At 66.6% G+C, this 24730-nt stretch carries 24 protein-coding genes and 1 riboswitch; of the genes, 13 read left to right on the plus strand and 11 right to left on the minus strand.

Translation table 11 applies throughout. The features are described 5' to 3' along the window. The first annotated feature begins 44 nt into the window (after positions 1 to 44). From styA to I6F12_RS05395, 3 genes are all read left to right on the plus strand, one after another. Positions 45 to 1295, plus strand: coding sequence for a styrene monooxygenase subunit StyA (styA, locus tag I6F12_RS05385; RefSeq protein WP_225128891.1), 1251 nt, complete (start codon positions 45 to 47; stop codon positions 1293 to 1295). Positions 1296 to 1364: 69 nt separating this feature from the next. Continuing rightward, on the plus strand, positions 1365 to 1667 hold the full coding sequence (locus I6F12_RS05390) for an EthD family reductase (protein ID WP_057030019.1): 303 nt from the start codon (positions 1365 to 1367) through the stop codon (positions 1665 to 1667). After that, a complete protein-coding gene (locus I6F12_RS05395) occupies positions 1667 to 2194 on the plus strand; it encodes a flavin reductase family protein (protein ID WP_225155656.1) in 528 nt (175 codons plus the stop codon). Before I6F12_RS05390 ends, I6F12_RS05395 begins: the two co-directional genes overlap by 1 nt. A gap of 27 nt (positions 2195 to 2221) precedes the next feature. On the opposite strand, the gene I6F12_RS05400 is transcribed toward I6F12_RS05395, so the two are convergent. Further along, complete coding sequence (locus I6F12_RS05400; protein ID WP_225155657.1) at positions 2222 to 3133, minus strand: arginase family protein; 912 nt, start codon at positions 3131 to 3133, stop codon at positions 2222 to 2224. Positions 3134 to 3325: 192 nt separating this feature from the next. Between I6F12_RS05400 and I6F12_RS05405 the strand changes: the two genes are divergently transcribed. Further along, positions 3326 to 4300 (plus strand): magnesium transporter CorA family protein, encoded by a 975-nt coding sequence (locus I6F12_RS05405; RefSeq protein ID WP_036005440.1) that lies wholly within the window; start codon positions 3326 to 3328, stop codon positions 4298 to 4300. A 40-nt stretch (positions 4301 to 4340) separates the two neighbouring features. Here the strand turns inward: I6F12_RS05405 and I6F12_RS05410 are convergent, their stop codons facing one another. Both I6F12_RS05410 and I6F12_RS05415 read right to left on the minus strand, forming a co-directional pair. Continuing rightward, the gene (locus tag I6F12_RS05410) at positions 4341 to 4967 is read right to left on the minus strand and encodes an alpha/beta hydrolase (RefSeq protein ID WP_225155658.1); all 627 of its coding nucleotides are present in this window, start codon (positions 4965 to 4967) and stop codon (positions 4341 to 4343) included. Beyond that, positions 4964 to 5902: a ring-cleaving dioxygenase gene (locus tag I6F12_RS05415; protein WP_057030006.1), complete on the minus strand. Its 939-nt coding sequence runs from the start codon at positions 5900 to 5902 to the stop codon at positions 4964 to 4966. The genes I6F12_RS05410 and I6F12_RS05415 overlap by 4 nt, the downstream gene beginning before the upstream one ends. Positions 5903 to 6030: 128 nt before the next feature. Here I6F12_RS05415 and I6F12_RS05420 point away from each other — a divergent pair, with 128 nt between their 5' ends. Further along, entirely contained in the window at positions 6031 to 6960 is a 930-nt protein-coding gene (locus tag I6F12_RS05420) for a LysR family transcriptional regulator (protein ID WP_225155659.1), read from the plus strand. 409 nt (positions 6961 to 7369) lie between these two features. Beyond that, a complete protein-coding gene (locus I6F12_RS05425) occupies positions 7370 to 7846 on the plus strand; it encodes a hypothetical protein (protein WP_036005431.1) in 477 nt (158 codons plus the stop codon). 188 nt (positions 7847 to 8034) lie between these two features. Here the strand turns inward: I6F12_RS05425 and I6F12_RS05430 are convergent, their stop codons facing one another. The 6 genes from I6F12_RS05430 to cobU all read right to left on the minus strand — a co-directional run bounded on the left by I6F12_RS05430 (position 8035) and on the right by cobU (position 13799). Then, the gene (locus I6F12_RS05430) at positions 8035 to 10728 is read right to left on the minus strand and encodes a hybrid sensor histidine kinase/response regulator (RefSeq protein WP_225155660.1); all 2694 of its coding nucleotides are present in this window, start codon (positions 10726 to 10728) and stop codon (positions 8035 to 8037) included. Continuing rightward, positions 10725 to 11465 carry an ABC transporter substrate-binding protein gene (locus I6F12_RS05435; protein ID WP_225155661.1) on the minus strand — a complete coding sequence of 247 codons (741 nt, stop codon included), beginning with the start codon at positions 11463 to 11465 and terminating at the stop codon, positions 10725 to 10727. The genes I6F12_RS05430 and I6F12_RS05435 overlap by 4 nt, the downstream gene beginning before the upstream one ends. A 2-nt stretch (positions 11466 to 11467) precedes the next feature. Continuing rightward, a complete protein-coding gene (locus tag I6F12_RS05440) occupies positions 11468 to 11758 on the minus strand; it encodes a hypothetical protein (RefSeq protein WP_225155662.1) in 291 nt (96 codons plus the stop codon). Positions 11759 to 11879: 121 nt separating this feature from the next. Then, a complete protein-coding gene (bluB, locus tag I6F12_RS05445) occupies positions 11880 to 12512 on the minus strand; it encodes a 5,6-dimethylbenzimidazole synthase (protein WP_036005418.1) in 633 nt (210 codons plus the stop codon). A gap of 4 nt (positions 12513 to 12516) precedes the next feature. Continuing rightward, positions 12517 to 13299, minus strand: coding sequence for an adenosylcobinamide-GDP ribazoletransferase (cobS, locus tag I6F12_RS05450; RefSeq protein ID WP_036005415.1), 783 nt, complete (start codon positions 13297 to 13299; stop codon positions 12517 to 12519). Continuing rightward, on the minus strand, positions 13296 to 13799 hold the full coding sequence (gene cobU / locus I6F12_RS05455; RefSeq protein ID WP_036023498.1) for a bifunctional adenosylcobinamide kinase/adenosylcobinamide-phosphate guanylyltransferase: 504 nt from the start codon (positions 13797 to 13799) through the stop codon (positions 13296 to 13298). Before cobU ends, cobS begins: the two co-directional genes overlap by 4 nt. A 120-nt stretch (positions 13800 to 13919) precedes the next feature. Between cobU and cbiB the strand changes: the two genes are divergently transcribed. Together cbiB and cobD are read left to right on the plus strand one after the other, a co-directional pair. After that, entirely contained in the window at positions 13920 to 14861 is a 942-nt protein-coding gene (gene cbiB, locus I6F12_RS05460) for an adenosylcobinamide-phosphate synthase CbiB (protein WP_225155663.1), read from the plus strand. 11 nt (positions 14862 to 14872) lie between these two features. Next, positions 14873 to 15838 (plus strand): threonine-phosphate decarboxylase CobD, encoded by a 966-nt coding sequence (gene cobD / locus I6F12_RS05465; protein ID WP_225155664.1) that lies wholly within the window; start codon positions 14873 to 14875, stop codon positions 15836 to 15838. Here the strand turns inward: cobD and I6F12_RS05470 are convergent. After that, positions 15827 to 17275 (minus strand): cobyric acid synthase, encoded by a 1449-nt coding sequence (locus I6F12_RS05470; protein ID WP_225155665.1) that lies wholly within the window; start codon positions 17273 to 17275, stop codon positions 15827 to 15829. The genes cobD and I6F12_RS05470 overlap by 12 nt on opposite strands. 7 nt (positions 17276 to 17282) lie before the next feature. After that, positions 17283 to 17918, minus strand: a complete 636-nt coding sequence (cobO, locus tag I6F12_RS05475; protein WP_057029997.1) for a cob(I)yrinic acid a,c-diamide adenosyltransferase — start codon at positions 17916 to 17918, stop codon at positions 17283 to 17285. 40 nt (positions 17919 to 17958) lie between these two features. Next, a riboswitch (cobalamin riboswitch) is annotated at positions 17959 to 18181 on the plus strand. A gap of 92 nt (positions 18182 to 18273) precedes the next feature. On the opposite strand from cobO, the gene I6F12_RS05480 reads away from it, so the two are divergent. From I6F12_RS05480 to I6F12_RS05500, 5 genes are read left to right on the plus strand one after another with little or no spacing between them, the layout of a single operon-like run. After that, entirely contained in the window at positions 18274 to 18648 is a 375-nt protein-coding gene (locus I6F12_RS05480) for a DUF1636 domain-containing protein (protein WP_036005458.1), read from the plus strand. Then, a complete protein-coding gene (gene cobW / locus I6F12_RS05485) occupies positions 18645 to 19694 on the plus strand; it encodes a cobalamin biosynthesis protein CobW (protein ID WP_225155666.1) in 1050 nt (349 codons plus the stop codon). The genes I6F12_RS05480 and cobW overlap by 4 nt, the downstream gene beginning before the upstream one ends. Next, positions 19694 to 22939: a cobaltochelatase subunit CobN gene (cobN, locus tag I6F12_RS05490; protein WP_225155667.1), complete on the plus strand. Its 3246-nt coding sequence runs from the start codon at positions 19694 to 19696 to the stop codon at positions 22937 to 22939. Before cobW ends, cobN begins: the two co-directional genes overlap by 1 nt. Further along, the gene (cobG, locus tag I6F12_RS05495) at positions 22936 to 24099 is read left to right on the plus strand and encodes a precorrin-3B synthase (RefSeq protein WP_225155668.1); all 1164 of its coding nucleotides are present in this window, start codon (positions 22936 to 22938) and stop codon (positions 24097 to 24099) included. Before cobN ends, cobG begins: the two co-directional genes overlap by 4 nt. Continuing rightward, positions 24099 to 24728 carry a precorrin-8X methylmutase gene (locus I6F12_RS05500; protein ID WP_036005374.1) on the plus strand — a complete coding sequence of 210 codons (630 nt, stop codon included), beginning with the start codon at positions 24099 to 24101 and terminating at the stop codon, positions 24726 to 24728. Before cobG ends, I6F12_RS05500 begins: the two co-directional genes overlap by 1 nt. The last annotated feature ends 2 nt before the right edge of the window (positions 24729 to 24730 follow it).

Raw genomic sequence — 24730 nt, forward strand, 5'->3', positions numbered from 1 at the left:
GGCGGGTCCGGTCTAGCCTTCCTCCGTTCAGGGGAGGAACGCGAATGAGCAAATCGATCGGCATTCTCGGGGCCGGCATCGGCGGCCTGCATCTGGCGCTCTACCTGCAGAAGCAGGGGATTACGGCAACCGTGCTGACGGATCGCGCGCCGGAGCAATATGCGGCGACACGGCTGATGAACACCGTCGCGCATCACAGCGTCACCATCGCGCGCGAGAACGAGCTCGGCGTGAACCACTGGGACGATCCCGGAGTAGTCTATCACCACCACGATCATTACTTCAATTTCCCGAACGGCGGGCTCCTGTTCCGCGGTGCTTTTCAGCGGCCAAGCCGCGCGGTGGATTATCGGATCTACCTGCCGGCACTGATGAAGGACTTCGAGGATCGTGGCGGCCTGATCGAATATGCCAGCATTCAGGATGACGACATCCCCGCGCTGGTCTCGCGCTTCGACCTTCTCGTCGTCTCCACCGGCAAAGGCGCCCTCGGGCGCATGTTCGCTCACCGGCCCGAACTCTCTCCGTACACTCGGCCGCAGCGCCTGCTTTGCGTCGGCCTGTACGACGGCGTTGATCACGGCAGCCCGGATGGCGACGATCCGCGCGGCGTCACCCTGTCCGTCTCGCCCGGCCATGGCGAGATGATCGTCATTCCCACGCTGAGCTTCGGCGGCATGAAAACGGCGCTGTTGATGGAAAACATTCCCGGCGGCGACATGGCCGACCTGGTCTCGCTCAGCTATGACGCCAACCCGGCAGCATTCCGCCAGACTCTTCTGGACAAGCTGGAAAAGCATCATCCGCACACCTACAACCGGATCGACACGCACCGCTTCGGGCTGGCCCAGCCGCTCGACCTGCTGCAAGGCGCGGTGGTGCCGACGGTGCGGCAGTCCTGGGTAGCTTTCGACGGCGACAAGCTCGCCATTGCCTTGGGCGACGTTCACTCCGTCGTCGATCCCTTGATGGGCCAGGGCGCCAACATGGCCTCATATGCGGCCTTCGAGCTCGGCAAGGCGATCGCCGATGCGGTGGCATTCGATGCGCGCTTCGTCGAGGACGTCGACCGTGCGCGCGAGAACCGCGTGCTTGCCGCTGCCCGCTGGACCAACATGATGCTGCAGCCGCCATCGGAAGCCATGGGCCGGCTGATCTTCGCCATGTCGCAGGACCGGGAGCTTTGCGACGAGTTCACCGAGAACTTCAATTATCCGGAGCGCCAGTGGGATCGTCTGGCGAGCGACAAACGCATCCACGCCTGGATCGATAGAAGCGGCAGGATCGCCGCCTGACGACGAACCGCCGTACGGACTCAGTTCCGCTCCTGGGCGGATGCTGAACCATGTCTGAGAGGAACACCAATGCATTGCCTGACCGTTCTTTACCCGACGCCCGACGATCCATCGGCCTTCAGGGCCTACTACGTCGACAAGCATGCCCCCCTGGCAGCGACGCTCCCTGGTCTGGTGCGTCATCATTACGCTTTCCCCCAACGACTCGGACCGGGGGAGGCGCCGTTCTGCATCTTCCAGGCATTCTTCTCCGATGCGGCTGCGATGGACGCGGCGCTCGGTTCGGAGATCGGCCGGAAGGTCGCAGCCGACGTGCCAAACTATTCGCCCAAGGGGGCGACACTCTGCCATTTCAAGATCGAAGGCGCGTAATGGGCCATCATGCCGAACCGGCCGGTTTTCGAGCAGCCGCATCGCGGTTCGCGACGGGCATTACCGTCGTCGCGACCGTCGATGAGGATGGCGCGCCGCTCGGCATGACCGCCAACAGCTTCACGACCGTTTCGGCAAACCCGCCGACGGTGCTTGTCTCTCTCATGCACGGGCGGACGTGGCAGGCTGTGGCCAGGTCCGGCGTCTATTCGGTCAATGTCCTGCATGCGGAAGACGCCGCGATCTGCGCGCACTTTGCCGGAAGGCCCTTGTTGCGCGACGCTCCGCCGCTCGTCGCTCGCCAAGGATTTTTCGTGCTCCCGCAGGCGATCGCGCAGTTCGCCTGCGAGGTGGTCCAATCGATCGATATCGCCGACCACACGCTCTTCATCGGCGAGGTGCGCTGGTGCCGGCACAATGAGGGAACGCCTCTCGCATTCTACGCCAGCCGTCTTCGAACGGGCGTCGGGATGGAAATCTCTTCCGCGGATCGTGTTTCCTATCCCGGTGACGGATGGTGGACCTGAGACGACTGTGCTCGGAAGGGTGAACCACTATACCTTCCGTCTCCCAATGCAACCCAGCGCATTGCATATGATCCGCGCGATCGCAATCGCTCCAAGATTCTGCACATCGCGCTCGGGAACGAATTCGACGATGTCCAGGCCGACTATTCTGGACTTTGCCGCGACACCCCGTATGAGATCGACAACGTCGAAATAGGACAGGCCGCCGGGCTGTGGGACGAGCACGCCGGGGATGACCGATGGATCGAGACCGTCGCAATCGATGGTCATCAGGCACTCGCCGTCATCCTCGATCGCGTCGAGCACGCTTGCGATCCCGTGATGCTGGACATGTCTTGCCGTGAAGATCTTCGCGCCCCACGCCTTTGCATCGTCGAATTCGGCGCGACCGGAGCCGCCGATGCCGCGCAAGCCGACCTGCACGATGCGCTTGACCCAGGGCAATTCGCTGGCGCGCCGCATCGTGCTGGAGAAGGTATAGCCCGATCCGTTTCGCTGATCCCGCCAATCAAGGTGGGCGTCGATCTGCACGACTGTCAGTCCCTTGCAGTCCTGGAACGCCTCGAAGAAAGGAATGGGGACGGAATCATCACCGCCCAGGAGGATCGGAACGGCGCCGACCGAAAGGACGGCCTGCGTGGCTGCTCTGATGGCATCACGGTTGCTCTCCGGCGTCATTGGGTCGGTCGGGACGTTTCCACCGTCCAAGACCCTCATTTTGCTCGGATCGAGCAGCTCGGCGTCCTGATCGAAATCCCAGCGGGTGAGATCGCTCTCATAGTGACGCAGCGCGCGACGGATGACGTCGGGCGCTCTTGCGGCATGGCTGGTCTGACCTGCGAGGTACGGGGTGGCATCCGACGCGCCGAACAGGATCGCGTCAACCGCCGGCAGTGGGGCGGTCAAGTCGCAGGCCTTAACACCCAGGAATGTCGTCATGTCGGGATGCACTACGCGTATCCATGGATCACCCGCGCGTCCGTCAACGTGCCTCGCTCGACCGTGTTCCGGTCGGTATCTCCGATGTCCCCTGGAATACCGCTGTCACTTGGAGGTCTTGAACGTCTGGAACTCTCATGCGTTAGTCGGCGGCGCCATCCGGCATGATGATGCGGCCACGGAGTTCGGTTCTTGCTTAGACTTTACAGATGGCCGTCCGACGACTGGCACGGCATCGGCGCGGAAATGCCCACGGAGGTCATCTGGGCCGATCTTCTAAACGGTACCGACGAGGAAAAGCAGTTCGTCGAGCGGCTGCTCGGCATCCGCATTCCCTCGGAAGACTCGCTCAGCGAGATCGAGGCGTCGAGCCGCCTGATCTTCGACCACGGCACGCTCTATCTCAGTTCGCCCGCGGTCCGGGTCACCGAGGCCGACGAGGCCGAGATCACGCCGGTGGGCTTCGTCATCGGCCCGCATGTGCTGGTGACGGTGCGCTTTGCAGAGCTGCCGATCTTCGACGACATCGGCAAGCGCATCGGCTCCGATGACAGCCTGGAGAACGGCATGTGCGTGTTCGTCAGCCTGCTCGAGGCCATGATCGATCGCGGCGCCGATGTCCTGGAGCATCTCGGCGGCAAGGTCGACCAGCTCTCGCGCGGTGTCTTTAGGGGCGGGCTGGTGCGCACCCAGCGCCCGGTGCGCTCCAGCCGCAGGATGCGGGAGGCCCTGGAGACTGTCGGCGAGCTGGCCGACCGGCTCGCCAAGGCGCGCGATGTCCTGCTCGGGGTGGGCCGCGTTGCCGCGTTTGCCGGCGACGTCGGCAGCGAGTGGATCACGGCATCCTCGAAGAAGCGTCTGGAAGCCGTGTCCAAGGACGTCGTCTCGCTCAGCGATTACGAGACGCGATTGTCGGACAAGATCCAGCTGCTGCTCGATGCCGTGCTCGGCTTCATCAACATCCAGCAGAACGAGCTGTTCAAGATCCTGACGATCGTCTCAGTCGTCGGCGTGCCGCCAACCATCATGGTCGGCGTCTGGGGCATGAACTTCAAGCACATGCCCGAATTGGACTGGAGCTTCGGCTATCCGCTGGCCTGGCTCGCAATCATCGCCAGCGGCCTGTTGCCGCTGATCTGGTTCAAGCGGCGCGGCTGGTTCGAGTGATGGCAGCGGCGCATCGTTCAAACGATGCGCCGCTGCTCGATCATGCGGCCTTGGCGTCCGCCTTGCTGATCCAGTCGCGGGCGAGCGTCACGTCAGCTTGCGACAATTGATGGCCTGCCGGCAGCACCTTGTGGGTGACGCTCGCACCTGCCTGCGACAGCAGTGCGGCGAGCCGTGCCGAATTGCTCGCCGGCACGATTGGATCAGCCTGCCCGGAGAGCAGCAGCACCGGCTTGCCGCCGAGCGCAGCCTTGGGCGGATCCGACAACGGCACCATCACGCGCAGCAGGATCGCGCCGGCCAGCACGTCCGGCTGCAGCAGCAACAGCGCGGCCGCGATGTTGGCGCCGTTGGAGAATCCGACTGCGATCGGCGCGGCGAGGCCGTAGCGTTGCCGCGCCTCTGTGACGAACTCGCCCAGCTCGTGCGCGCGACGGCGCACGTCCTCCTCGTCGAACACGCCTTCGGCGAGACGGCGGAAGAAGCGCGGCATGCCGTGCTCGAGCACGCGGCCGCGGGGTGAAAGCAGGGCGGAGCCCGGCGAGATCATCTTGCCGAGGCCGAGCAGGTCGTTCTCGTCGCCGCCGGTGCCATGCAGCAGCAGCAGAGGTGGAGAGCCCGCGTCGCCTGCGGGCTCGAAACGATGGATGAATGCAGTCTCCGTCATGACGCGGTCTCTTCCAGATTCGGCAGAACGCCCTCGATCTGCTTACGGTGCGGTTCGAGGAAAGCAGGCAGCTTCAGCTCGCGCCCGAGGCTCGCCACGGGCTCGTCGACCGCGAAGCCGGGGATGTCGGTCGCGATCTCGAACAGCACGCCGCCAGGCTCGCGGAAGTAGATCGAGCGGAAGTAGTTGCGGTCGCGCTGCTCGGTCGGGTGCAGGCCGTGATTGCTCACGAGCCTCTCGGCCATCTGGCCCTGCTCGGCATCGTCGGCCGCGCGGAAGGCGATGTGGTGCACCGAACCGCCGCCCTGGTGCCCGCGCAAGAAGCCCTTGGCCTCGTAGATGTCGACGACGCTGCCCTCTGCATCGCCGGGTGCCTTGAAGCGGATCACCGAGCCCTCACGCCCGCTCTCCTTGAAGCCGAACACGTCGGTGAGGATGGCCGCCGTCTTCGCCGCGCTGTCGAGCAGCAGGGTCACGCCGTGGAAGCCGCGGATCGCATGCTCGGCCGGCACGTCGCCATTGCTCCAGCCCGGCTCGTTTTCGGCACCGGGAATGCCGACCAGCGCGAGCGCCATGCCATCAGGATCGGTGAACGGCAGGACGGACTCGCCGAAGCGCTTCTCCAGCGCCTCGTACCGAATGCCCTTCTCGGTGAAGCGCTGCGTCCAGTAGCCGAGCGAGCGCTGCGGAACGCGGAAGGCGGTCTGATGGGTCTCGCCGACGCCGCGGCGGCCGGCCGAGACGCCGGCCCACGGAAAGAAGGTCAAGATGGTGCCGGGGCGGCCGGTCTCGTCGCCATAATAGAAGTGGTAGGTGCCGGGATCGTCGAAATTGACCGTCTTCTTGACGAAGCGCAGGCCAAGATCCCGCGTGTAGAAGCCGAAATTGCGGATGGGATCGCCAGCAATCGCGGTGACATGGTGCAGTCCAGACATTGTCGTCCTCCAAATTCGGGGAGCGGTCTTGCTCTGGCCGGAAATATCGTTCCGCTTTGGATTGGAGACAATCCATGCAAATATGACGGCTATGTCTACGATTTGGAAACAGTCGACGGGGCGATCCCTTGGATAAGCTCGGCAGCCTCCGGGCCTTCGTGAAGGTGGTGGAAAGCGGCAGCTTTGCCGAGGCCGGCCGGCAGCTGCGGCTGTCGCGCTCGGCGATCAGCAAATACATCGCCGACCTCGAGGAGAGCCTCGGGGTCCAGCTTCTGAACCGCACCACAAGGCACGCCAGCCCGACCGAGAACGGCCAGCGCTATTTCGAGCGCGCGGTCGTGATCCTCTCGGAGATCGAAGCGGCGGACCAGGCGGTGACGCAGGCGCAATCGGCGCCGCGGGGACTGCTCCGCGTCAACGCGCCGATGTCGTTCGGCACGATGCGGCTCGGGCCGGTCCTCGCCGATTTCATGACGCGCTTCCCGGAGCTGCAGCTCCAGATCGTGCTCAGCGACGATCTGCTCGATCCCGTGCAGGACGGCTTTGACGTGACGTTGCGGATCGCGGAGCTGGAATCGTCGAGCCTGATCGCGCGCAGAATCATGCCGGTGGCGCGCATGATCTGCGCGTCGCCGGATTATCTCGCCCGGCACGGCACGCCGAAGCATCCGCAGGATCTGCGCGAGCATGCTTCGCTGACCTACGGCTTCCTGCTCACGGGTAATCAGTGGAAGCTCACCGGCCGCGACGGCGACCACTGGATCCAGCCGGCCTGGTCGCTCTGCGTCAACAATGCCGAGGTGCTGCGCGATGTCGCCATCAAGGGCAGGGGACTGGCGCTGCTGCCGGAGTTCATTGCGGCCGATGCGTTGCGGAAAGGCGAGTTGCGGACAGTGCTGGATGATTATTCCGCGCCGCCGCTGGCGCTCTATGCGGTCTATCCGCCGACGCGGCACCTGTCCGTGAAGGTGCGGTTGTTCATCGACTTCCTGGTCGAGCGGTTCGGGCGGGAGGATGAGGAAGTTGGCGGGCGCAGACGTGCGGAGGCTGGGTCGTGAAGCCACGAATCTGCCGGGGCAACGGCTCGCAGCGCCAGTCTAGGGACTCTGCCGCTGAAATTGTGAGTGGCATGGGTTCTCCCATTGTCAGCGTTGTTGACAGTGATTCCTCGGAATTACTCTTGCGCGAATGATAAGATGAAGTCCGGCAACCAGCAGAGGCCATGATGATTGTGCCTCTGCTGAGAGTCCCGCGCAGTGGCTGGATAAGATTATATCGCAACGGAGACTTGAACTTTCTTCCCGTGGCTTGGGACTCATATTCGCGTCCCGACTTCGCCTCAGGACAGAGAGAGTTCAGCCGCTGTCGGGCGTTGCCGAGGGCTCTCTTCCGTGCCACCGCGAAGAGCCTGGCTCGATGAGTCGCCCGCACTTTTCGACTTGGTTTCAACAAGCGCAGGAGGAAGCTATGCGGAAGTCTCTCACCTTTTTCCTTTCTGGTGTGGCATTGGCTGTCGCGGCGTCAACCGCCGTAGCCGGTGAGCGGGTGCTCGAGTTCAAGCTCGTCACCAAGCCGCTCGACCTCAAGGTCATAGAGGCCGCAAACGTTGAAGGACAGACGGTCGTGTCCGGGAAATTCTTCGGAGTGGCCGTCTTCAGCGATGGCCGTATCGGCGTGAAAGAGTTCGTCAATAGTTCGGACCAGCTCAAAGGGTCTGGCCCCTTCTTCGGCTATAGCACTTACACGTTCGAGGAAGGCTCGATTACGGCGCGCTACACCGGATCGGCCAAAGACGGCAAATCGACGGGCGAATACACGATTCTGTCGGGCACTGGTGCCTACGCGAATGCAACGGGTACGGGAACCATCGAAAGCGCGCCGAACCCATTCAAGGGTGTCAACCTGCTCAACATAAAGCTGGTCGTTAAAACTTCGGGCTCGTGATAGCGAATGCTAACAGGTCCCGCACGAAGGTAGTTGATCTCTTGGGGGGCGCGCTGGCCCGGCCGGAAACACAGCGCCGGCCGGGCGACCTGCTGAAGAACCGGCTGGAGTCGTGGGATTGATCTTTCCGCTTGGCCAGCCGCTGGTGCCGCAGGAGAGAACGCTTGGGAGCTCCGACCTGCGCAAATCTAGCTGACAGATTGCTGTCCGGCAGGTTCAAGCAGATCATTCAGCGCTTGCATCGACGCCTGTCGAATCTCGGCGAGTTCGCGTGCGGCACTGTCGAGTTCGGCAGGTGACATCGCGGGTGCCGCCAGCTCGACGTCGCGGCTGCGCTCGAACAGGCGGACGAGGCCGAGCGCACTTGCGGCGCTGCCAAGTTGATGCGCGGATCGTGCGAGGTGCTTGTGATCGCCCGCCGCCACGGCGTCGGCGATGTCGTGGATCAATCGTTCTCCTGTCTGCTGGAGCAGATGGTGGAGCTTGTCGATTTGCGCGGCGCCCAGCAGCTCCCGCTGGTCGTCGAGGAAAGGCCGATCGATCAGTTCGGTCGCCGGGCGTTGCGCGGCTGCCGGCTCGGCCACCAGATCATCCTCGATCGCCTCGCGCAGCGCGTTGACCAGGATCGGCTTGCTGACGACCTTGGCGATGCCGGCGCCGGCAAGCCGATCGCGGGCGCGGCCGGAGACGTCGGCGGTCACGGCGATGAGGCGCGGCATCTTGGCAAGTCCGAGCTCGCCGATCCGGAAGGCCGCCTCCACGCCGTCCATGTCGGGCATGTGCAGATCCATCAGGATGACGTCGAAGGCCTGATCGCGGGCGAGCTCGACGGCTGCGGCGCCGTTCCTGGCGATCGTCGTGTGGTGGCCGAGCCGGTGCAGGATCGCTGCGCCGACCTCGCAATTGACGGGGTCATCGTCGACCAGGAGCACGCGGAGCTGCCGCGACGGCGGCGCAAGCGCGCCTTGCGCCACGCTGCTTCCGGCAAGCCCGAGCGGCACTTCGAGCGTGAACGTGCTGCCCGCGCCGGGCGCGCTCTCGACCTTGAGCTCGCCGCGCATCAGGCGGGTGAGGCGGCGCGCGATCGCAAGGCCGAGGCCGGTGCCGCCGAAGCGGCGCGCGATACTGTCGTCGGCCTGGACGAAATCCTCGAAAATCCGCTCGTGCAGCTCGGGCGCGATGCCGATGCCGGTGTCGCGCACGATGATGCACAGCAGGAGGTGATCGCCGCGCCGCTCGGTTGCCGCGCTCACGCCGATGCCGCCGCTCGGGGTGAACTTGATCGCATTGCCGATCAGGTTGAGCAGGATGCGGTTGAGCCTGACGGGATCGCCATGCGCGGCGGTGTCGACCGTGTCATCGCAGGCGAGATCGAAGCTCAGGCCCTTGTCGAGGGCTTGCGGACGCATCAGGTCGCCGGCGGCTTCGATGAGCTGGTCGAGACGGAAGTCGCGCGTCTCCAGCATTTCCGTGCTGGCCTCGAGGCGCGCATATTCCAGCACCGCATCGACCAGCGCGATCAGCGTTTCGCCCGACGCCGCCGCGGTGGCAAGATGGCGGCGCTGGGCCTCGCTGAGGCTGCCGTCGTCCAAGAGTTGCAGCACGCCCATGACGCCGTTGAGCGGCGTGCGCAACTCATGGCTGACGACGGCGAGGAAGCGCGACTTGGTCTCATTGGCCGCGACCGCCGCGCGGCGCGCGCGCTCGGCGGCGTCGTGCTCGGCGAGCGCGTGGTCGCGGGCCTTCTCCAGCTCGGAGGTGCGCTCGATCACCTTGCGCTCGAGCGTGGCGTAGGAATCGCGCAAATGCGCCGCCATGCGGTTGAACTGCTCGCCGAGCGCCTCAAGCTCGTCGCCGGTCTTGATCGCGAGCCGCGAGTTGAGGTCGCCGCTGCCGATCCGCCTGGCTCCTTGGGTCAGCAGCTGGATCGGCACGGTCATGCGCCGGCTGAGAATGAGCGAGACCAGCACCGCGCACGCGAGCAGGATCACGAGCAGGAAGGTCGAGCGGCCGATCGAGGCATAGATCGGCGCGTAGGCTTCGGTAAGCGGCAGCTCGACGAACACCAGCCAGCCGAGCGAGGGCACGGTCGCATAGGTCGACAGCACGCGCTGGCCGGAGAGATCCTCCTTGACGAGGCCGCCCGAAGGCGGCCCGATGCCGTCGAGCGCGGCGCGGACGTCGGCATGGCCGGAGAGATCGCTGCGCTGGAGCGCCCGCCATAAATCGGGATGCGCGATCAACACGCCCATGCGGTCGACGACATAGGCCTTGCCGGTGTTGCCGACCCTGATTCCCGTGACGAGGTCCCAGATGAAGCGCAGATTGACCTCGGCGACGATCACATCGGGAGCGCGCCCGGTGCCGCGCGTGGCGAGCGTCATGAAGGGCTCGGTGTCGCCGAAGAAATAGACGGGACCGTAATAGGCCCGGCTGTCATTGGCACCGCGGAAGGCGGCTGAAGCGGAGAGATCGGCGTTGCTGCCGACCTTGTCGGCGATCCGGCGCGATACGCGCAGCTGCTCGCGGCCTTCCGAATTGAGCTGGGCGATCTCCGCGATCGCAGGCGAGAGGCGCAGGAGGCGGATGGCGTTCAGCCGCTCGTCCTCGTGGGTCGACAGCTCCGGCGGCAGGCGCGCGAGCCACCTGATCTGGTTCTCGATCTGGCCGATGAACTGGCCGATCTGAATCGCTGCGGAGGCGGCCTGTTCGCGCTGGGTCGCCGCCAGCAGCTGCTTCTGCTCGCGATAGGAGAACCAGACGTCGAAGCTGGTGTTGATGGCGAGCGCGGCGAAGGCGAGGGCGACGATCGAGTAGAGATATTTCCTGAACAGCCGGCCGGAAGGCGTGCGCGAAGGTTCCTGGTCGCCGGGATCGTTCACTCGCGGATCTCGTCGGCGCGCGCGAGCAGCGTGAACGGGATCGTCAAGCCGAACGAGCGGGCGACCGTGCGGTTGATCAACAGCTCGTATTTGCGCGGCGATTGCACTGGAAGGTCGCCGGGCTTGGTGCCGCGCAGGATCAGGTCGACGTAATCGGCCGAGCGCACGTCGAGCGTTGGGCCGTAGCTCATCAGCCCGCCGGCATCGATGAAGTAATGGAACGGATAGATCGTGGGCACGCGGTATTTGGCGGCGGCCGCGACCACCGCCTTGCGGTTGACCACGAGGAAGCTGTCGACCAGCGCCACCATCGCCGCCTTGGGCAGTTCGGAAAAGCGCTTGACGGCGTCGTCGATCTCCGCGGGCGCGTTGACGGGCGCGGGGATCACGGAGACGCCGGATGCGGCAGCCTCCTGCTCGATCGATTCGAGGAAGAAGCGTCCGCCGCGCGGCGTGGTCGCTGGGTTGAACAGGATGCCGACGCGCGCGACGTCGGGCACGGCCTCGCGGATCAGCTGGAGCCATTTGCCGCCCATCTCGGCGCTGCTGTTGGTGAAGCCGGTGGCGTTGCCGCGGGGATGCGCGAGGCTTTCGACAAAGCCGTTGCCGACCGGATCGTTCGCGGTCGCAAACACGACCGGGATGGTCTTGGTGGCGGCAAGGACGGCGGCGGTCTCGATCGTCGACCCCGTCAGGATCACGTCCGGCTTGAGGTCGAGCAATTCCCGGACGGCCATCTTCAGCCGGTCCGGCGCGCCGAAGGTGAACGGAGCTCGAGGCGGAAGTTGACGCCTTCGACCCAGCCGCGCTGCCGCAAGCCGGCGACGAGGTTGCCCAGGCGAGAGCTCGCGCTGTCGATCATGCCGCGTCTGGTCAGCTCGTCGTCGAGCGGCAATGCGGTGAGCGAGGCGACGATCCGCATACGATCCGGCGTTGCGCCGAGCGCGATCCATCCCGCGACCGATGCAGTCGCGAGGCGAATGAAGCCGCGGCGATTGACCGCCGAGGAAACGAAAGATCGCCCCGTCATGGACTACGTTGCACGATCGCCTTGCTTTGCTCGATGCTTAGCGCGAAAGCGGGGTGCCCACAATCGACGAAAGGCGCATGTGAATGTTCGTTCGCAGGCTTTCGATCTGGTGCCCGGCGGCCTAGCGCCGCAGCGTGAACGCGTCCGCGCTGCGCCGTTGCTCCCATTTCGCCTGCTCCAGCTCGGGCCGGTCGCACTCGATCTCGGGATAGCCGATGCAGAGATAGGCGATGAACTTCCAGCTGTCAGGCACGTCGAGAACAGCGTGCATGCGCGCAGGGTTCAGTATCGACACCCAGCCGAGGCCGATGCCCTCGGCGCGGGCGGCGAGCCACATCGCGGTGATGGCGGCGACCACGGAATATTCCGTCGTTTCAGGCATGGTCGCGCGGCCGAGGCCGTGGCCGATGTTGCTGCCCTTGTCGGCGAACACGGCAAGATGGCCGGGCGCCTGCTCGAGGCCGGACAGTTTCAAGGTGGCATAGCGGGCGGCGCGGTCGCCGGAGTAGCAGCTCAGCGCGTCGGCATTGCACGTCCTGAAATCTTCGACCACGGCGCGGCGCGTTGCAGCATCATTGACGATCACGAAGCGCCAGGGCTGGCTGAGGCCGACCGAAGGCGAGAGGCAGGCGGTCTCGATCAGGCGATCGATCGCCCCCTCCGGCAGCGGATCGCTGCGGAAGCGGCGCACGTCGCGGCGCCACACGAACAGCTCGCGTAAGTGCTGGCGGAAGCTATCGTCGAACTCGACCATGAGGTCATCGCCCCATTTGGAAGGACGCCGCCACCAGCAGGATCAGGATCTCGCCCGTCTGCTCGAACGCGCCGAGGATGTCGCCGGTCTGCCCCCCGATTTGGCGGATGGCAAGCCGCGCCAGCAGCAGGCCGGCCAGTGACAGCAGGATCAGGCCGACCAGCGCCTTGCCCGGCCCCAACGTCAGGGCAAGCGCAAGCGTTCCAAGCGCGAAGGCGATGGCCACGCTGCGCCCGGGCGGCGCCCCGGCGCCGGCAGAGAGGCCATCAGGCCGCGCCGACGGGACTAGCGACATGAAGGCCGGCAGGCCGGCACGGGCAGCAACGTGCGCCGCGCACAGCGCGAGCATGACGGCCCATGGATTTGCGATCGTCGCAAGCGCGCTCCAGCGCAGGCCGAACGATAGGATCAGGGCGCAGACGCCATAGGTCCCGATCCGGCTGTCGCGCATGATCTCGAGCTTGCGCTCGCGCGTGCGGCCGCCGCCGAGGCCGTCCGCGGTGTCGGCAAGTCCGTCCTCGTGCAGCGCGCCGGTGATGAGGGCGGTCGTGGCTAGCACGAGGAGGGCGGCAAGGCTCGGCGTCAGTCCGAAGCGAATGGCGATCTTGTAAGTGAGGGCGCCGGCGAGGCCGACCAGCAGTCCCGCGACCGGCAGCGCCCACATTGCCCGCGCAACGGCGCCGTCGCCCGCAGGCTTCGAGGATGCCACCGGCAGGATCGTCACGAACGATGTCGCCATCTTGAGATCGGCGAGGATGTCCTTGAGGTGCTCGGCGCGCGGGATCATTTCAGCTTCAACGGCAGGCCGGCGACGACGAACTCGACCTCGTCGGCGACACCGGCAATGATCTGGTTCATGATTCCGGCGGCATCGCGGAAGCTGCGCGCCAGCGCGTTGTCGGGCACGATACCGAGGCCGACCTCGTTGGTGACGAGCACGACGGGGCTGTTGAGGCGGGGCAGCGTGTCGGCGAGCTCTCTCACCTCTCGCTCCCAATCGCGCGCCGCATGCATCAGGTTGGAGAGCCACAGCGTCAGGCAGTCCACCAGCCTCGCGCCGCCACCTTCGGTCGAGAGCAGCGCGGGCACGAGATCGAGCGGCACCTCGCGCTCGATCCAATCGGCTCCGCGCCGCGCGCGATGTCTTGCGATGCGTTCCTGCATTTCGCCGTCGAGCGCCTCGGCCGTCGCGACGTAGACGGGCTGGCCGGCAAAGCTGCGCGCGCGCGCCTCCGCCCGGGTGCTCTTGCCCGATCGCGCCCCGCCGGTGATCAAGATGATGGCCATAAAGGTCTCCTGCCGCAGCACTAATCATCAAACGCGGCCAAAGACAAAGCCGAAATCAGGCAGCGAGGGGCTTGCGCTCGGCCGCCGTCTTGCGCAACAGGGGCGGGACAGGAGCTGGATGTGGACTTTGCGGGCGCGATGTTGGTGGCGATGGCGGTGGATGCCCTTCTGGGCTGGCCGGCGTGGCTGTTCGCGCGGATCGGGCATCCCGTCACCTGGCTGGGCGGGCTGATTGCCGGCATCGACACCGCCTTGAATCGCGCGTCCGATCCGCCGGCGTTGCGCCGAGCCGCGGGCGTCGCCGGCGCGCTTGCGGTGATCGCGCTCTCCGCGGCGCTCGGCTGGGCGCTGCAATCACTGCTTCCTTCGGGCTGGATCCAGATCGTGCTGATTGGCATCCTGGCCTGGCCATTGGTCGCGCTGCGCTCGCTGCACGATCATGTCGCTGCCGTGGCCACGCCCTTGCTGGCCGGCGACGTCGCCGCCGCGCGCGAAGCGGTCTCGCGCATCGTCGGCCGCGATCCCGCAAGCCTCGATCAAGCCGGCATCGCGCGCGCGGCGATCGAGAGCCTTGCCGAAAACGCCTCCGACGGCATCGTGGCGCCGGTGTTCTGGGGCGCACTGTTGGGCTTGCCCGGCATCCTCGGCTACAAGGCGATCAACACGCTGGACTCCATGATCGGCCATCGCAGCGAACGCCACGAAGCCTTCGGCTGGGCGGCAGCGCGCATCGACGACGTCGCCAATTTCGTCCCGGCGCGGCTGACCGGATTCCTGTTCGTGCTGCTGGCACCGCAGCGGTCGGAATCATTGGCCTGCATGACGCGCGATGCGCGCCGGCATCGCTCGCCCAATGCCGGTTGGCCGGAAGCGGCCATGGCCGGCGGACTCGGTGTGCGGCTCAGCGGTCCCCGCATCTATCACGGCAGCACGACCGAAGAGCCCTGGCTGAACGAAGGCGCGCGCGATCCGCGCGCCGCCGACATCGTCGAGGCGCTGACGGTCTATCGGCGCGCCATGCTGCTGGTCGCAGGCGTGCTTGCGATCCTGGCTTTCGCGTGAAACAACGGGGCATGCGCGAGCACGGTGGAAATCTGGACCAGGCCCAGCAGCGTTTTGGCGGACGCGCGGAGGACTGGATCGATCTGTCGACCGGGATCAACCGGCTGCCGTATCCCGTGGGCGAGGTGAGCGCGCGCGCGTGGAGCGCGCTGCCATCACGCGCCGAGATCGAGGCCCTGCATCGGGCCGCAGGGCACGCGTACCGCACCGGCGCGCCCATCGTTGCGCTTGGCGGCGCGCAGGCTGCGATCCAATTGCTGCCCCAACTTGCGCGGCCCGGTCGCGCGCGTATTCTCGCGCCGACCTACAATGAATATGCCGGCGTGCTGTCTGCCGCAGGCTGGGAGGTGCAGGAAGTCGGAGAGCTTGGCGCGCTGCCGGGCGCGGATCTCGCCATCGTCGTCAATCCCAACAATCCCGATGGCCGGCGTTCTGCGCCACAGGATCTGCTCGCGCTGCTGCCCCGCGTCGGCCGTCTCGTCGTCGACGAGAGCTTTTCCGATGCCGATCCGCAATCGTCGCTTGCACCCGACGCGGATCGACCGGGACTGTTGATCCTGCGGTCGTTCGGAAAGTTTTATGGCTTGGCCGGCCTGCGGCTCGGCTTCGCCATCGGTCATGCCGCCGACATCGACAAGCTTGCCGCCGTGTCGGGTCCATGGCCTGTTTCGGGCGCGGCGATCGAAATCGGCTGTCGTGCCTTGCGCGATCAGGCTTGGGCGGAGGCGACGTCGGCGCGGCTCGCGCGCGACTGTGTTCGCCTCGATGCGATGGCGCATTCGCGAAGCTGGCGGCTCATCGGCGGCACACCGCTGTTTCGCTTGTACGAAACGGCTGACGCGGTGGCTGCGCAGGAGAGGCTCGCGCGCAGCCACATCTGGTCCCGCGTGTTCGCGCAACAGCTGACATGGCTGCGCCTCGGGCTCCCCGGCAGCGAAGCCGAATGGACGCGCCTTGCCGAGGCCCTAGCGCGCTAGCGCGAGCAGGCCTTCGACGTCGAGATGCTTTTCCATGTGATCGGCCAGCGCCTCGAGCGCGCTCTCGACGCTGGCGTGATAGGGCTCGTCGCCCGCGGGAATGTCGAGCTTGGCGAGGTAGGCCTTGCGGAAATCATCTGACGTGAACAGGCCGTGCAGATAGCTGCCCTGCACACGGCCGTCGCGCGAGATCGCGCCTTCCGCCTCGCCGTCCAGCTTGGCGAAGGGGCGGGCGCGATCCGGGCCGTCGGTGCGGCCGATGTGGATCTCGTAGGCCTGGATCGGCTGATCCGTCGCGGCATGCACGGCCGTAACGCGCGTGAGGGTCTTTTGCGGGCTCATCACCGTCTCGACATCGAGAAGCCCGAGGCCCGGCGTGTCGCCCGCAGGTCCTTCGATGCCTTCGGGGTCGGTGACGCTGCGTCCCAGCATCTGATAGCCGCCGCAGAGGCCGAGCACATGGCCGCCCCTGCGGTAATGCGCGAACAGGTCGACGTCCCAGCCCTGCGCGCGCAGGAAGGCGAGGTCGCCGCGGGTGGATTTTGAGCCAGGGATGATCACGAGCCTGGCATCGCCGGGAATGGCTTCGCCCGGACGCACCATCACGAGATCGACACCCGGCTCGAGCTTGAGCGGATCGAGATCGTCGAAATTGGCGATCCGCGACAGTGCGAGGCAGGCGATCTTGCATTGGCCCGGCTTGCGCGCATCGCGCAGGCCGAGCGCATCCTCGGCCGGTAGCTCGCCGGCACGCGGAAACCAGGGCAGCACGCCGAAGCCGCGCCACGACGTTTTCTGCTCGATCAGCCTGTAGCCGTCGTCGAACAGCGTGGGATCGCCGCGGAACTTGTTGATGACAAAGCCAGAGATCATCGCGGCATCGTCGGGGTCGATCACCGTCTTGATGCCGACCAGCTGGGCGATGACACCGCCACGGTCGATGTCGCCGACCAGCACGACCGGCACATTCGCCTTGCGGGCAAAGCCCATATTGGCGATGTCGGACTTGCGCAAATTCACCTCGGCCGGGCTCCCGGCGCCCTCGACCAGCACCAGATCGGCCCGCGCCTTCAAGCGTTCGAAACTCTCCAGCACCGCGCCCATCAATGACGGCTTCATCGCGGCGTAGTCGCGCGCACGCGCCGTCGCGATGCGCTTGCCGTGCACGACGACCTGCGCGCCGACATCGGTCTCGGGCTTGAGCAGCACCGGGTTCATGTCGGTGTGCGGCTCGACGCCGGCGGCGAGCGCCTGCAGCGCCTGGGCGCGGCCGATCTCGCCGCCGTCGACCGTGACCGCGGCATTGTTCGACATGTTCTGCGGCTTGAACGGCAGCACCCGCAGACCGTGGCGCGCGAAGGCGCGCGCGAGGCCGGCGACGATGAGCGACTTGCCCACGTCCGAGCCGGCTCCCTGGATCATCAGCGCGCGTGCCATGATGACTTCAGAACTCGACGCCGGCCTGCGCCTTGATGCCGGAGCGGAACGGATGCTTCACGAGCGTCATCTCGGTGACGAGATCGGCGATCTCGATCAGCTCGTCCTTGGCGTTGCGCCCGGTGAGCACGACATGCGTCATCGCAGGCTTTTGCGTCGTCAGGAAATCGACGACTTCGGCGATGTCGAGATAGTCGTAGCGCAGCGCGATGTTGATCTCGTCGAGCACGACCATGCGCAGCCGCTCGTCGAGGATCAGCTCCTTGGCTTTCTCCCAGCCGGCGCGCGCGGCAGCGATGTCGCGGGTGCGGTCTTGGGTCTCCCAGGTGAAGCCTTCGCCCATCGCGTGGAACTGACAGAGTTCGCCGAAATGGCCGGTGAGTAGGCGCCGTTCGCCGGTATCCCAGGCGCCCTTGATGAATTGCACCACCGCACAAGGAAAGCCATGCGCGACGCAGCGGACGATCATGCCGAAGGCCGAGGAGGATTTTCCCTTGCCCGCGCCGGTGTGGACGATGATCAGGCCTTTTTCGCCGCTCTTGGTCGCCATGATCTTGTCGCGAGCGGCCTTCTTCTTCGCCATTTTGGCGGCGTGGCGGGCGTCGGTTTCCTCGGTCGTGTGGGTTTCCGGTTCAGGCGTCATCGGTCCCGGTCCTTCGGCTTGACAAGTGGCGGCCACCGGCAAATGGTGGCCTGGCGTTGGTTCCTGTCCTATGACAGGCGAAGAGGGAATGCGATAGGGTCCGAATCCGCAAAGATTTGGGTCCAAACTGCAGCCGCCCCCGCGACCGTGACCGGAGAGATGCCCGAAGCCACTGATTCCTTTTGGAATCGGGAAGGCGGGGATCGAAGGGCCAAAACCCTGCTCCGCAAGCCGGGAGACCTGCCAGCGCGACGAGTTTTGGACCGGCGGACGGGGTGTTCCGCGACGGGGAGCGGGCCTTTCTGGAGAATGGTCCGTGCGCCTCATCGCCTCCCGCTGTTATCTGGAAGAGGCGATGACCGTCACACTTCATGTCTGCATCACCTGCCGCGCCGGCCAGACGCTCGGCGAGGGCGAGACGACGCCCGGCAAGCGCCTGCATGGCGCGATCCTCGAGGCCGGCGTGCCCGAGGGCGTCAGCGTGGTTCCCGTCGAATGCCTGTCGGCGTGCAGCCAGGGCTGCTCGGTCGCGCTCAGCGCGCCCGGCCGCTGGTCCTATGTCTATGGCCGCCTCTCCGATGCGAATGCGCAGGACGTGGTCGCAGGTGCTGCGGCCTACGCGGCGGCGCCCGACGGAATCGTGCCCTGGCGCAGCCGTCCCGAAATCTTCCGCAAGCAGTCGCTTGCCCGTATTCCCCCTGTTACCGTCGTGCCGGAGGCCGCTGAATGAACTCGCTCGCAAAAGTCCCGGTTACGGTCGTCACGGGTTTCCTGGGCTCCGGCAAGACGACGCTGATCCAGCATCTGCTCAGCAATGCCGGCGGCAAGAAGCTCGCCGTGCTCGTCAACGAGTTCGGCAGCGAAGGCGTCGACGGCGAGATCCTGAAGTCCTGCGCCGATGCGAACTGCCCGGAGGAGAACATCGTCGAGCTCGCCAATGGCTGCATCTGCTGCACCGTCGCCGACGATTTCATTCCGACCATGGAGCAACTCTTGGCGCGCCCGGTGCGGCCCGATCACATCCTGATCGAGACCTCGGGCCTGGCGCTGCCAAAGCCGCTGCTGAAGGCGTTCGACTGGCCGGAGATCCGCTCGCGCATCACGGTCGACGGCGTGATCGCGCTGGCCGACGCCGAGGCCGTCGCGGCCGGCCGCTTCGCGCCGGATCCGGCTGCGGTGGAAGCGCAGCGCGCGGCGGACGACAATCTCGATCACGAGACGCCGCTGTCAGAAGTGTTCGAGGACCAGATCGCCTGCGCCGACATCGTGCTGCTGACCAAGGCCGACCTTGCGGGCGCAGCCGGAATCGAAGCCGCAAAGGCGGCGATCACAGCCGAGATGCCGCGCCGCGTGCCGATGCTGCCGGTCACCGATGGCGCGATCGACGCGCGCGTCATCCTCGGCCTCGGTGCGGCCGCCGAGAATGATCTCGCCGCGCGGCCCTCGCATCACGACGGCGAGGAAGAGCATGAGCATGATGATTTTGCCTCGGTCGTGATCGACCTTCCGGAGGTGGCGGATATCGAGGCACTGATCGCCTCCGTCCAGAAACTGGCGCGCGAGCAGAACGTGCTGCGGGCCAAGGGCTACATCGCGGTTGCGGGCAAGCCGATGCGCCTGTTGTTGCAGGCGGTCGGTGAGCGCGTGCGCCATCAGTTCGACAAGCCATGGGGCGCGGGTCTCAGACAGTCGAAGCTCGTCGTGATCGGCGAGCATGGCGATATCGACGAGGCCGCCATCAAGGCAGGACTTGGTCTTTCAGGATCTGGCATCTGATGCACGTCGTCTTCCGCGAGAGCCGCGGTCTCGAGGAGACCGCGACGCCAAGAGACATCGGCCAGGACCCGGCCGATCTCGTGGTGCTCTCGTATTCGGATTCCGACCTTGCCGCCTTTGCGGCCGGCTGGCGCCGCGGTCGGGGCAGCCTGCCGTCGCTGCGGCTGGCCAATCTCGCGGAGCTGCGTCATCCGCTGTCGGTCGACACCTATATCGAACGGACGCTGTCGCAGGCGCGGGGCATATTGGTGCGCCTGATCGGCGGGGAGTCCTATTGGGCATACGGGCTCGCGGCGCTCCAGCAACTCGCGCAAGAGCGCAACATCGTGCTCGCCGTGCTGCCGGCGGACGGCCGCGACGACGCGCGGCTGGATGCGTACTCGACCCTGCCGGTCTCGACGCTGCGGCGGCTCAAGGTGCTCTGCGACTCCGGTGGCCCGGTCGCCGCGCAAGCCGCGATCGCGCAGCTCGCGCTGGCCTCAGGCCTTTATGCCGGCCCGGTCATCGGCGAGATGACCGTGTCCGAGATGGGATTCTATGATCCCGCGCGCGGTGTCATTGCCGCGCCAGTTGGCGAGGGCAAGCCGCGCGCACTCGTGACGTTCTATCGCTCCTATCTCACCGCCGCCGATACGGGGCCCGTCGACGCCTTGATTGCGGCGCTGCGCGAGAAGGGATTTGACGCCTACGGCGTGTTCGTCACCTCGCTGAAGGCGCCGGGCGTTGCCGACTGGCTGCGCGCGCATCTGGCGCAACATCCTGCGGCGGCGATCGTCAATGCGACGGCGTTCTCGGCCCTTGGCGATGACGGCACGACGCCGTTCCATGCCGCATTCTGTCCGGTGTTCCAGGTTGCGCTCTCGACGGCGCGGCGCGAAGATTGGGCGGAATCACTGCGTGGCCTGTCGCCCGGCGATCTCGCGATGCATGTCGTGCTGCCGGAGGTCGACGGCCGCCTGTTCGCAGGCGTGGTGAGTTTCAAATCGGCCGGTCAGCGCGATCCCGATCTGCAATTCGCGCATCTAGCGCACAGGCCCGACGAAGAGCGCGTCAACGCCGTTGCCATGCGCGTCGCGGCTTGGCGTCGCCTCGCGGAGAAGCCCGCCGGCGAGAAGCGGTTGGCAATCGTGCTCTCGAATTATCCGGGCCGTCCGCATCAGATCGCGCACGCCGTTGGTCTTGATGCATTGGCGTCGGTCGAGGCTTTGATTTCCGATGTCGCTGAGGTCGGCTTCGACGTTGCGCCGGTTGATGCGCTCGGCGAGACACTGTTGAAGCAGAGTTTGACTTGGGGCGTCGCCGATTATCGAGCGGGGCTGTCGCGCCTGCCGCAATCCTTGCAGGACGATCTCGCGCGCGCCTGGGGCGCGGTGGAAAACGACCCGAGCTGCCGCGATGGTGCGTTCCACTTCGCCGCCATCGCGTGCGGCCGGTCGGTCATCGCGGTTCAGCCCGAGCGCGGCGATGCGGCCTCGCGCGATGCCGATTATCACGATCTCGCCCGCACGCCGCGCCACGCCTATGTCGCGTTCTATCTCTGGCTCCGGCAGCAAGGCTGCGATGCCGTCGTGCATATGGGCGCGCACGGCACGCTGGAATGGCTGCCCGGAAAATCCGTGGCGCTGTCGCAAGTGTGCTGGCCGGAAGCGCTGATCGGCGACCTGCCCGTCATCTATCCCTTCATCGTCAACGATCCCGGCGAGGCCGCGCAGGCCAAGCGGCGCATCGGCGCGGTCACGATCGGCCATCTGCCGCCGCCGCTTGAGACATCCGCGGTGCCGGAGGGCCTGCGCCGGCTCGAACGCCTGCTCGACGAATATTCGACCGCCGATGGTCTCGATCCCGCGCGCCGCCAGCGGCTGATCGCGGCGATCCGTGACGAGGCGCGGGCGGCGGGTCTCGAAGACGATCTCGGCCTCGATGCAATGGCCGCACCGGCCGAAGCCATCCCGCGGATCGACCGCTTCGTCTGCGACCTCAAGGAGAGCCAGTTCGGCGATGGCCTGCACGTGTTCGGCCGCGGTGCCTGCGGCGAAGCGGAGCGCGATGCATTGCGTTCCGTGCTCGCCGGAAAACGCGTTGCCCCCGGGCCGTCGGGCTCCCCGTATCGCGGGCGTCAGGATGTGCTGCCGACAGGGCGCAACCTCTTCGCCGTCGACCCGCGTGCGGTGCCGACGCCGTCGGCGCATGCGCAGGGGATAAAACTCGCCGAAGAGCTGTTGCGCCGTCATCTGCAGAATCACGGCGACTGGCCGAAGGGCCTCGTGGTGGATCTCTGGGGCTCGGCGACGATGCGCACCGCAGGCGAAGAGTTCGCGATGGCGTTGCATCTGGCCGGCCTCGCGCCGCGCTGGGATCACGCTTCCGGCCGTGTCACCGGTTACGACATCATCGCCCCGGCCGAGCTCGGCCGTCCGCGCATCGACGTCACGCTGCGCGTATCCGGCCTGTTCCGCGATGTCTTCGCAGGGCTGGCGCAATTGTTCGAAGCCGCCGCCGAGGCGCTCGCCGCGCGCGAGGACGAGGGCGATGAGAATCCCTATCGCCAGCGTGCGTCCCGCGTGTTCGCGCCGCGGCCCGGACAATACGGCGTCGGGCTCTCGGCGATCCCGGATGCCTTCACGCCGGAGACGCGCGAGGCCGCAGGCGAAGCGTGGCTGTCGGCATCGTCCTGGGCGTTCTCTGCCGATGGCGCGATGCAGCCGGATCGCGCAGGTATCGAACAGCGTCTCGCGTCCGCCGACGCTTTTGTCCACGTCCAGGACTTGCCCGAAACCGATCTGCTGCTCGCCGCCGACTATGCCGCGCATGAGGCAGGCATCGCCGCGGCAGCCGCGCACCTCGGGGCAGGCGTGCCGTCGCTCTATCACCTCGATGCGACGCGGCCCGGCGAGCCGCATGCGCGCACGCTGACGGAAGAGATCTCGCGCGTCGTTCGTGCCCGCGCGGCCAATCCGGCCTGGATCGCCGGCATGATGCGCCACGGTTTCCGCGGCGCCGCCGAGATCACCGCGACGCTGGAGCACATGGCCGCCTTTGCGTATCTCGCCGGCGCCGTGCCGCCGCATCTGTTCGACCTCTATTACGACGCGACACTCGGCAACGACGACGTCCGCGCCTTCATGGCGCGCGAAAATCCGTCCGCACTCGCCGCAATGGAAACCTGCTTCACGCGCCTGCACGAGGCCTCGCTCTGGCGAACACGTCGCAATTCGATTGCGGCAGCGCTGCGGGAGGCCTCATGAGCGCGACCACGGTCAAGGGTTGGTGTCCCGGCGCGCTGCGCCCGATGCAATCGGGCGACGGGCTCGTGGTGCGCGTGCGTCCGTTCGGGGGACGCCTTGAAGCACCACAAATCTCCGGGCTTGCGGAACTCGCCGAGCGCTTCGGCAACGGTCTGATCGACGTCACGAGCCGGGCCAATCTGCAGATCAGGGGCGTCCAGGAGGACGGCCATCGGCCGCTGCTCGATGGTCTTGCGCAGCTCCAGCTGCTCGATCCCGACGCCGACATCGAAGCCAGGCGCAACATCCTGGTGACGCCGTTCTGGGGCAGCGGCGACGAAACGCAGTCGCTCGCCGCCGAGCTCGAGGAGGCGCTTGCCAATTCCGGCCTGGCGCTTCCCACCAAGTTCGGCTTCGCCATCGATGACGGGCGGTCGCGTGTTCTCGCCGGCGATTCCGCCGACATCCGCATCGAGCGCGACCGCTCGGGCGGTCTCCTGGTGCGGGCCGACGGCGCCAAGCTCGGTCGTTCCGTTGAACGCGGACAGGCCGTGAGCGCGGCGCTGGCGCTCGCAAGCTGGTTCATCATCTCCGGCGGTGCAAACGGCGGGCGAGCGCGCATGGCAGCCCACATCGCATCCGGCGCCGTGTTGCCTCAATCCTTGCGCGGCGAGACCGAGCCTGCGCCGGTGATGGCCGCGGTGCGTCCCGGGCACTATCCGCAAGGCGCAATGGTCGGGGTGGCGTTCGGGCAGATGCTGCACGCGACGCTGCATCAATTCTCTGCTTGCGGCCATGCGCTGCGCATGACGCCCTGGCGGATGGTGCTGAGCGAGGGCAAGCGCGAGATGCCGAGCGCGGCGGGGCTCATCACCAGGCCCCATGATCCGGCGCTGCGCGTCATCGCCTGCAGCGGCGCGCCGCGCTGCCGCGAGGCCCATGCCGATACGCGCGCGCTGGCCGCGGCGCTGGCGCCGCGCATCCCCGCCGACGCGCGACTCCACGTCTCCGGCTGCGGCAAGGGCTGCGCCCATTCCGGCGCGGCTGCGGTTACCCTGATTGCGACGCGCGCCGGGTTCGATCTCGTCCGCGACGGCTCGACCCGCGACGCGCCGGTCCTGCGCGGGCTGAACGGCGCCGACATCGTCAGCGATCCCTCCATCCTGGTCGGAGGGAACTGATGCCGCACACCTACGAGACCGACGGCGCTGTGATCTACCGGCAATCCTTTGCCACCATCCGGGCCGAGGCCGATCTCGCGCGCTTCACGTCGGACGAGGAGCAGGTGGTGGTGCGGATGATCCATGCCGCCGGCATGGTCGGCCTCGAGGCGCATATCCGTTTCACCCCTGATATGGCGATTGCCGCGCGCGCGGCCTTGCAGAAGGGCGCGCCGATCCTGTGCGACGCGCGCATGGTGTCCGAAGGCATTACGCGGGCAAGACTGCCCGCGGCCAATGCCGTGATCTGCACGCTCGGCGATCCCGCCGTGCCCGCGCTGGCGCAGTCCATGCGCAACACGCGCTCGGCCGCGGCCCTGGAGCTGTGGCGGCCGCATCTTGATGGCGCGATCATCGCGATCGGCAATGCACCGACCGCGCTGTTTCATCTGCTCAACATGCTGGAGGATCGCGACTGCCCGCGGCCGGCTGCGATCATCGGCTGTCCGGTCGGCTTCGTCGGCGCGGCCGAATCCAAGGCCGCGCTGATGGCCGATCCGCCGGCACCGGCGCTCACCGTCGAAGGCCGCCTCGGCGGCTCCGCCATCACGGTTGCTGCCGTGAACGCGCTGGCAAGCCGGAGCGAATAGCC

This window comes from Bradyrhizobium sp. IC4059 (assembly GCF_020193615.1).
Taxonomy (GTDB): Bacteria; Pseudomonadota; Alphaproteobacteria; order Rhizobiales; family Xanthobacteraceae; genus Bradyrhizobium; species Bradyrhizobium yuanmingense.

Coding starts and splice junctions, on each gene's coding strand:
- cobU (WP_036023498.1), bottom strand. CDS start 13,799: ATGGCCATCATCTTGATCACCGGCGGGGCGCGATCGGGCAAGAGCACC.
- I6F12_RS05395 (WP_225155656.1), top strand. CDS start 1,667: ATGGGCCATCATGCCGAACCGGCCGGTTTTCGAGCAGCCGCATCGCGG.
- I6F12_RS05435 (WP_225155661.1), bottom strand. CDS start 11,465: ATGGCCGTCCGGGAATTGCTCGACCTCAAGCCGGACGTGATCCTGACG.
- I6F12_RS05470 (WP_225155665.1), bottom strand. CDS start 17,275: ATGGCACGCGCGCTGATGATCCAGGGAGCCGGCTCGGACGTGGGCAAG.
- I6F12_RS05390 (WP_057030019.1), top strand. CDS start 1,365: ATGCATTGCCTGACCGTTCTTTACCCGACGCCCGACGATCCATCGGCC.
- I6F12_RS05400 (WP_225155657.1), bottom strand. CDS start 3,133: ATGACGACATTCCTGGGTGTTAAGGCCTGCGACTTGACCGCCCCACTG.
- I6F12_RS05500 (WP_036005374.1), top strand. CDS start 24,099: ATGCCGCACACCTACGAGACCGACGGCGCTGTGATCTACCGGCAATCC.
- I6F12_RS05425 (WP_036005431.1), top strand. CDS start 7,370: ATGCGGAAGTCTCTCACCTTTTTCCTTTCTGGTGTGGCATTGGCTGTC.
- I6F12_RS05440 (WP_225155662.1), bottom strand. CDS start 11,758: ATGACGGGGCGATCTTTCGTTTCCTCGGCGGTCAATCGCCGCGGCTTC.
- I6F12_RS05415 (WP_057030006.1), bottom strand. CDS start 5,902: ATGTCTGGACTGCACCATGTCACCGCGATTGCTGGCGATCCCATCCGC.
- bluB (WP_036005418.1), bottom strand. CDS start 12,512: ATGGTCGAGTTCGACGATAGCTTCCGCCAGCACTTACGCGAGCTGTTC.
- I6F12_RS05480 (WP_036005458.1), top strand. CDS start 18,274: ATGACCGTCACACTTCATGTCTGCATCACCTGCCGCGCCGGCCAGACG.
- I6F12_RS05410 (WP_225155658.1), bottom strand. CDS start 4,967: ATGACGGAGACTGCATTCATCCATCGTTTCGAGCCCGCAGGCGACGCG.
- cobN (WP_225155667.1), top strand. CDS start 19,694: ATGCACGTCGTCTTCCGCGAGAGCCGCGGTCTCGAGGAGACCGCGACG.
- cobG (WP_225155668.1), top strand. CDS start 22,936: ATGAGCGCGACCACGGTCAAGGGTTGGTGTCCCGGCGCGCTGCGCCCG.
- cobW (WP_225155666.1), top strand. CDS start 18,645: ATGAACTCGCTCGCAAAAGTCCCGGTTACGGTCGTCACGGGTTTCCTG.
- cobO (WP_057029997.1), bottom strand. CDS start 17,918: ATGACGCCTGAACCGGAAACCCACACGACCGAGGAAACCGACGCCCGC.
- cobS (WP_036005415.1), bottom strand. CDS start 13,299: ATGATCCCGCGCGCCGAGCACCTCAAGGACATCCTCGCCGATCTCAAG.
- cobD (WP_225155664.1), top strand. CDS start 14,873: ATGCGCGAGCACGGTGGAAATCTGGACCAGGCCCAGCAGCGTTTTGGC.
- styA (WP_225128891.1), top strand. CDS start 45: ATGAGCAAATCGATCGGCATTCTCGGGGCCGGCATCGGCGGCCTGCAT.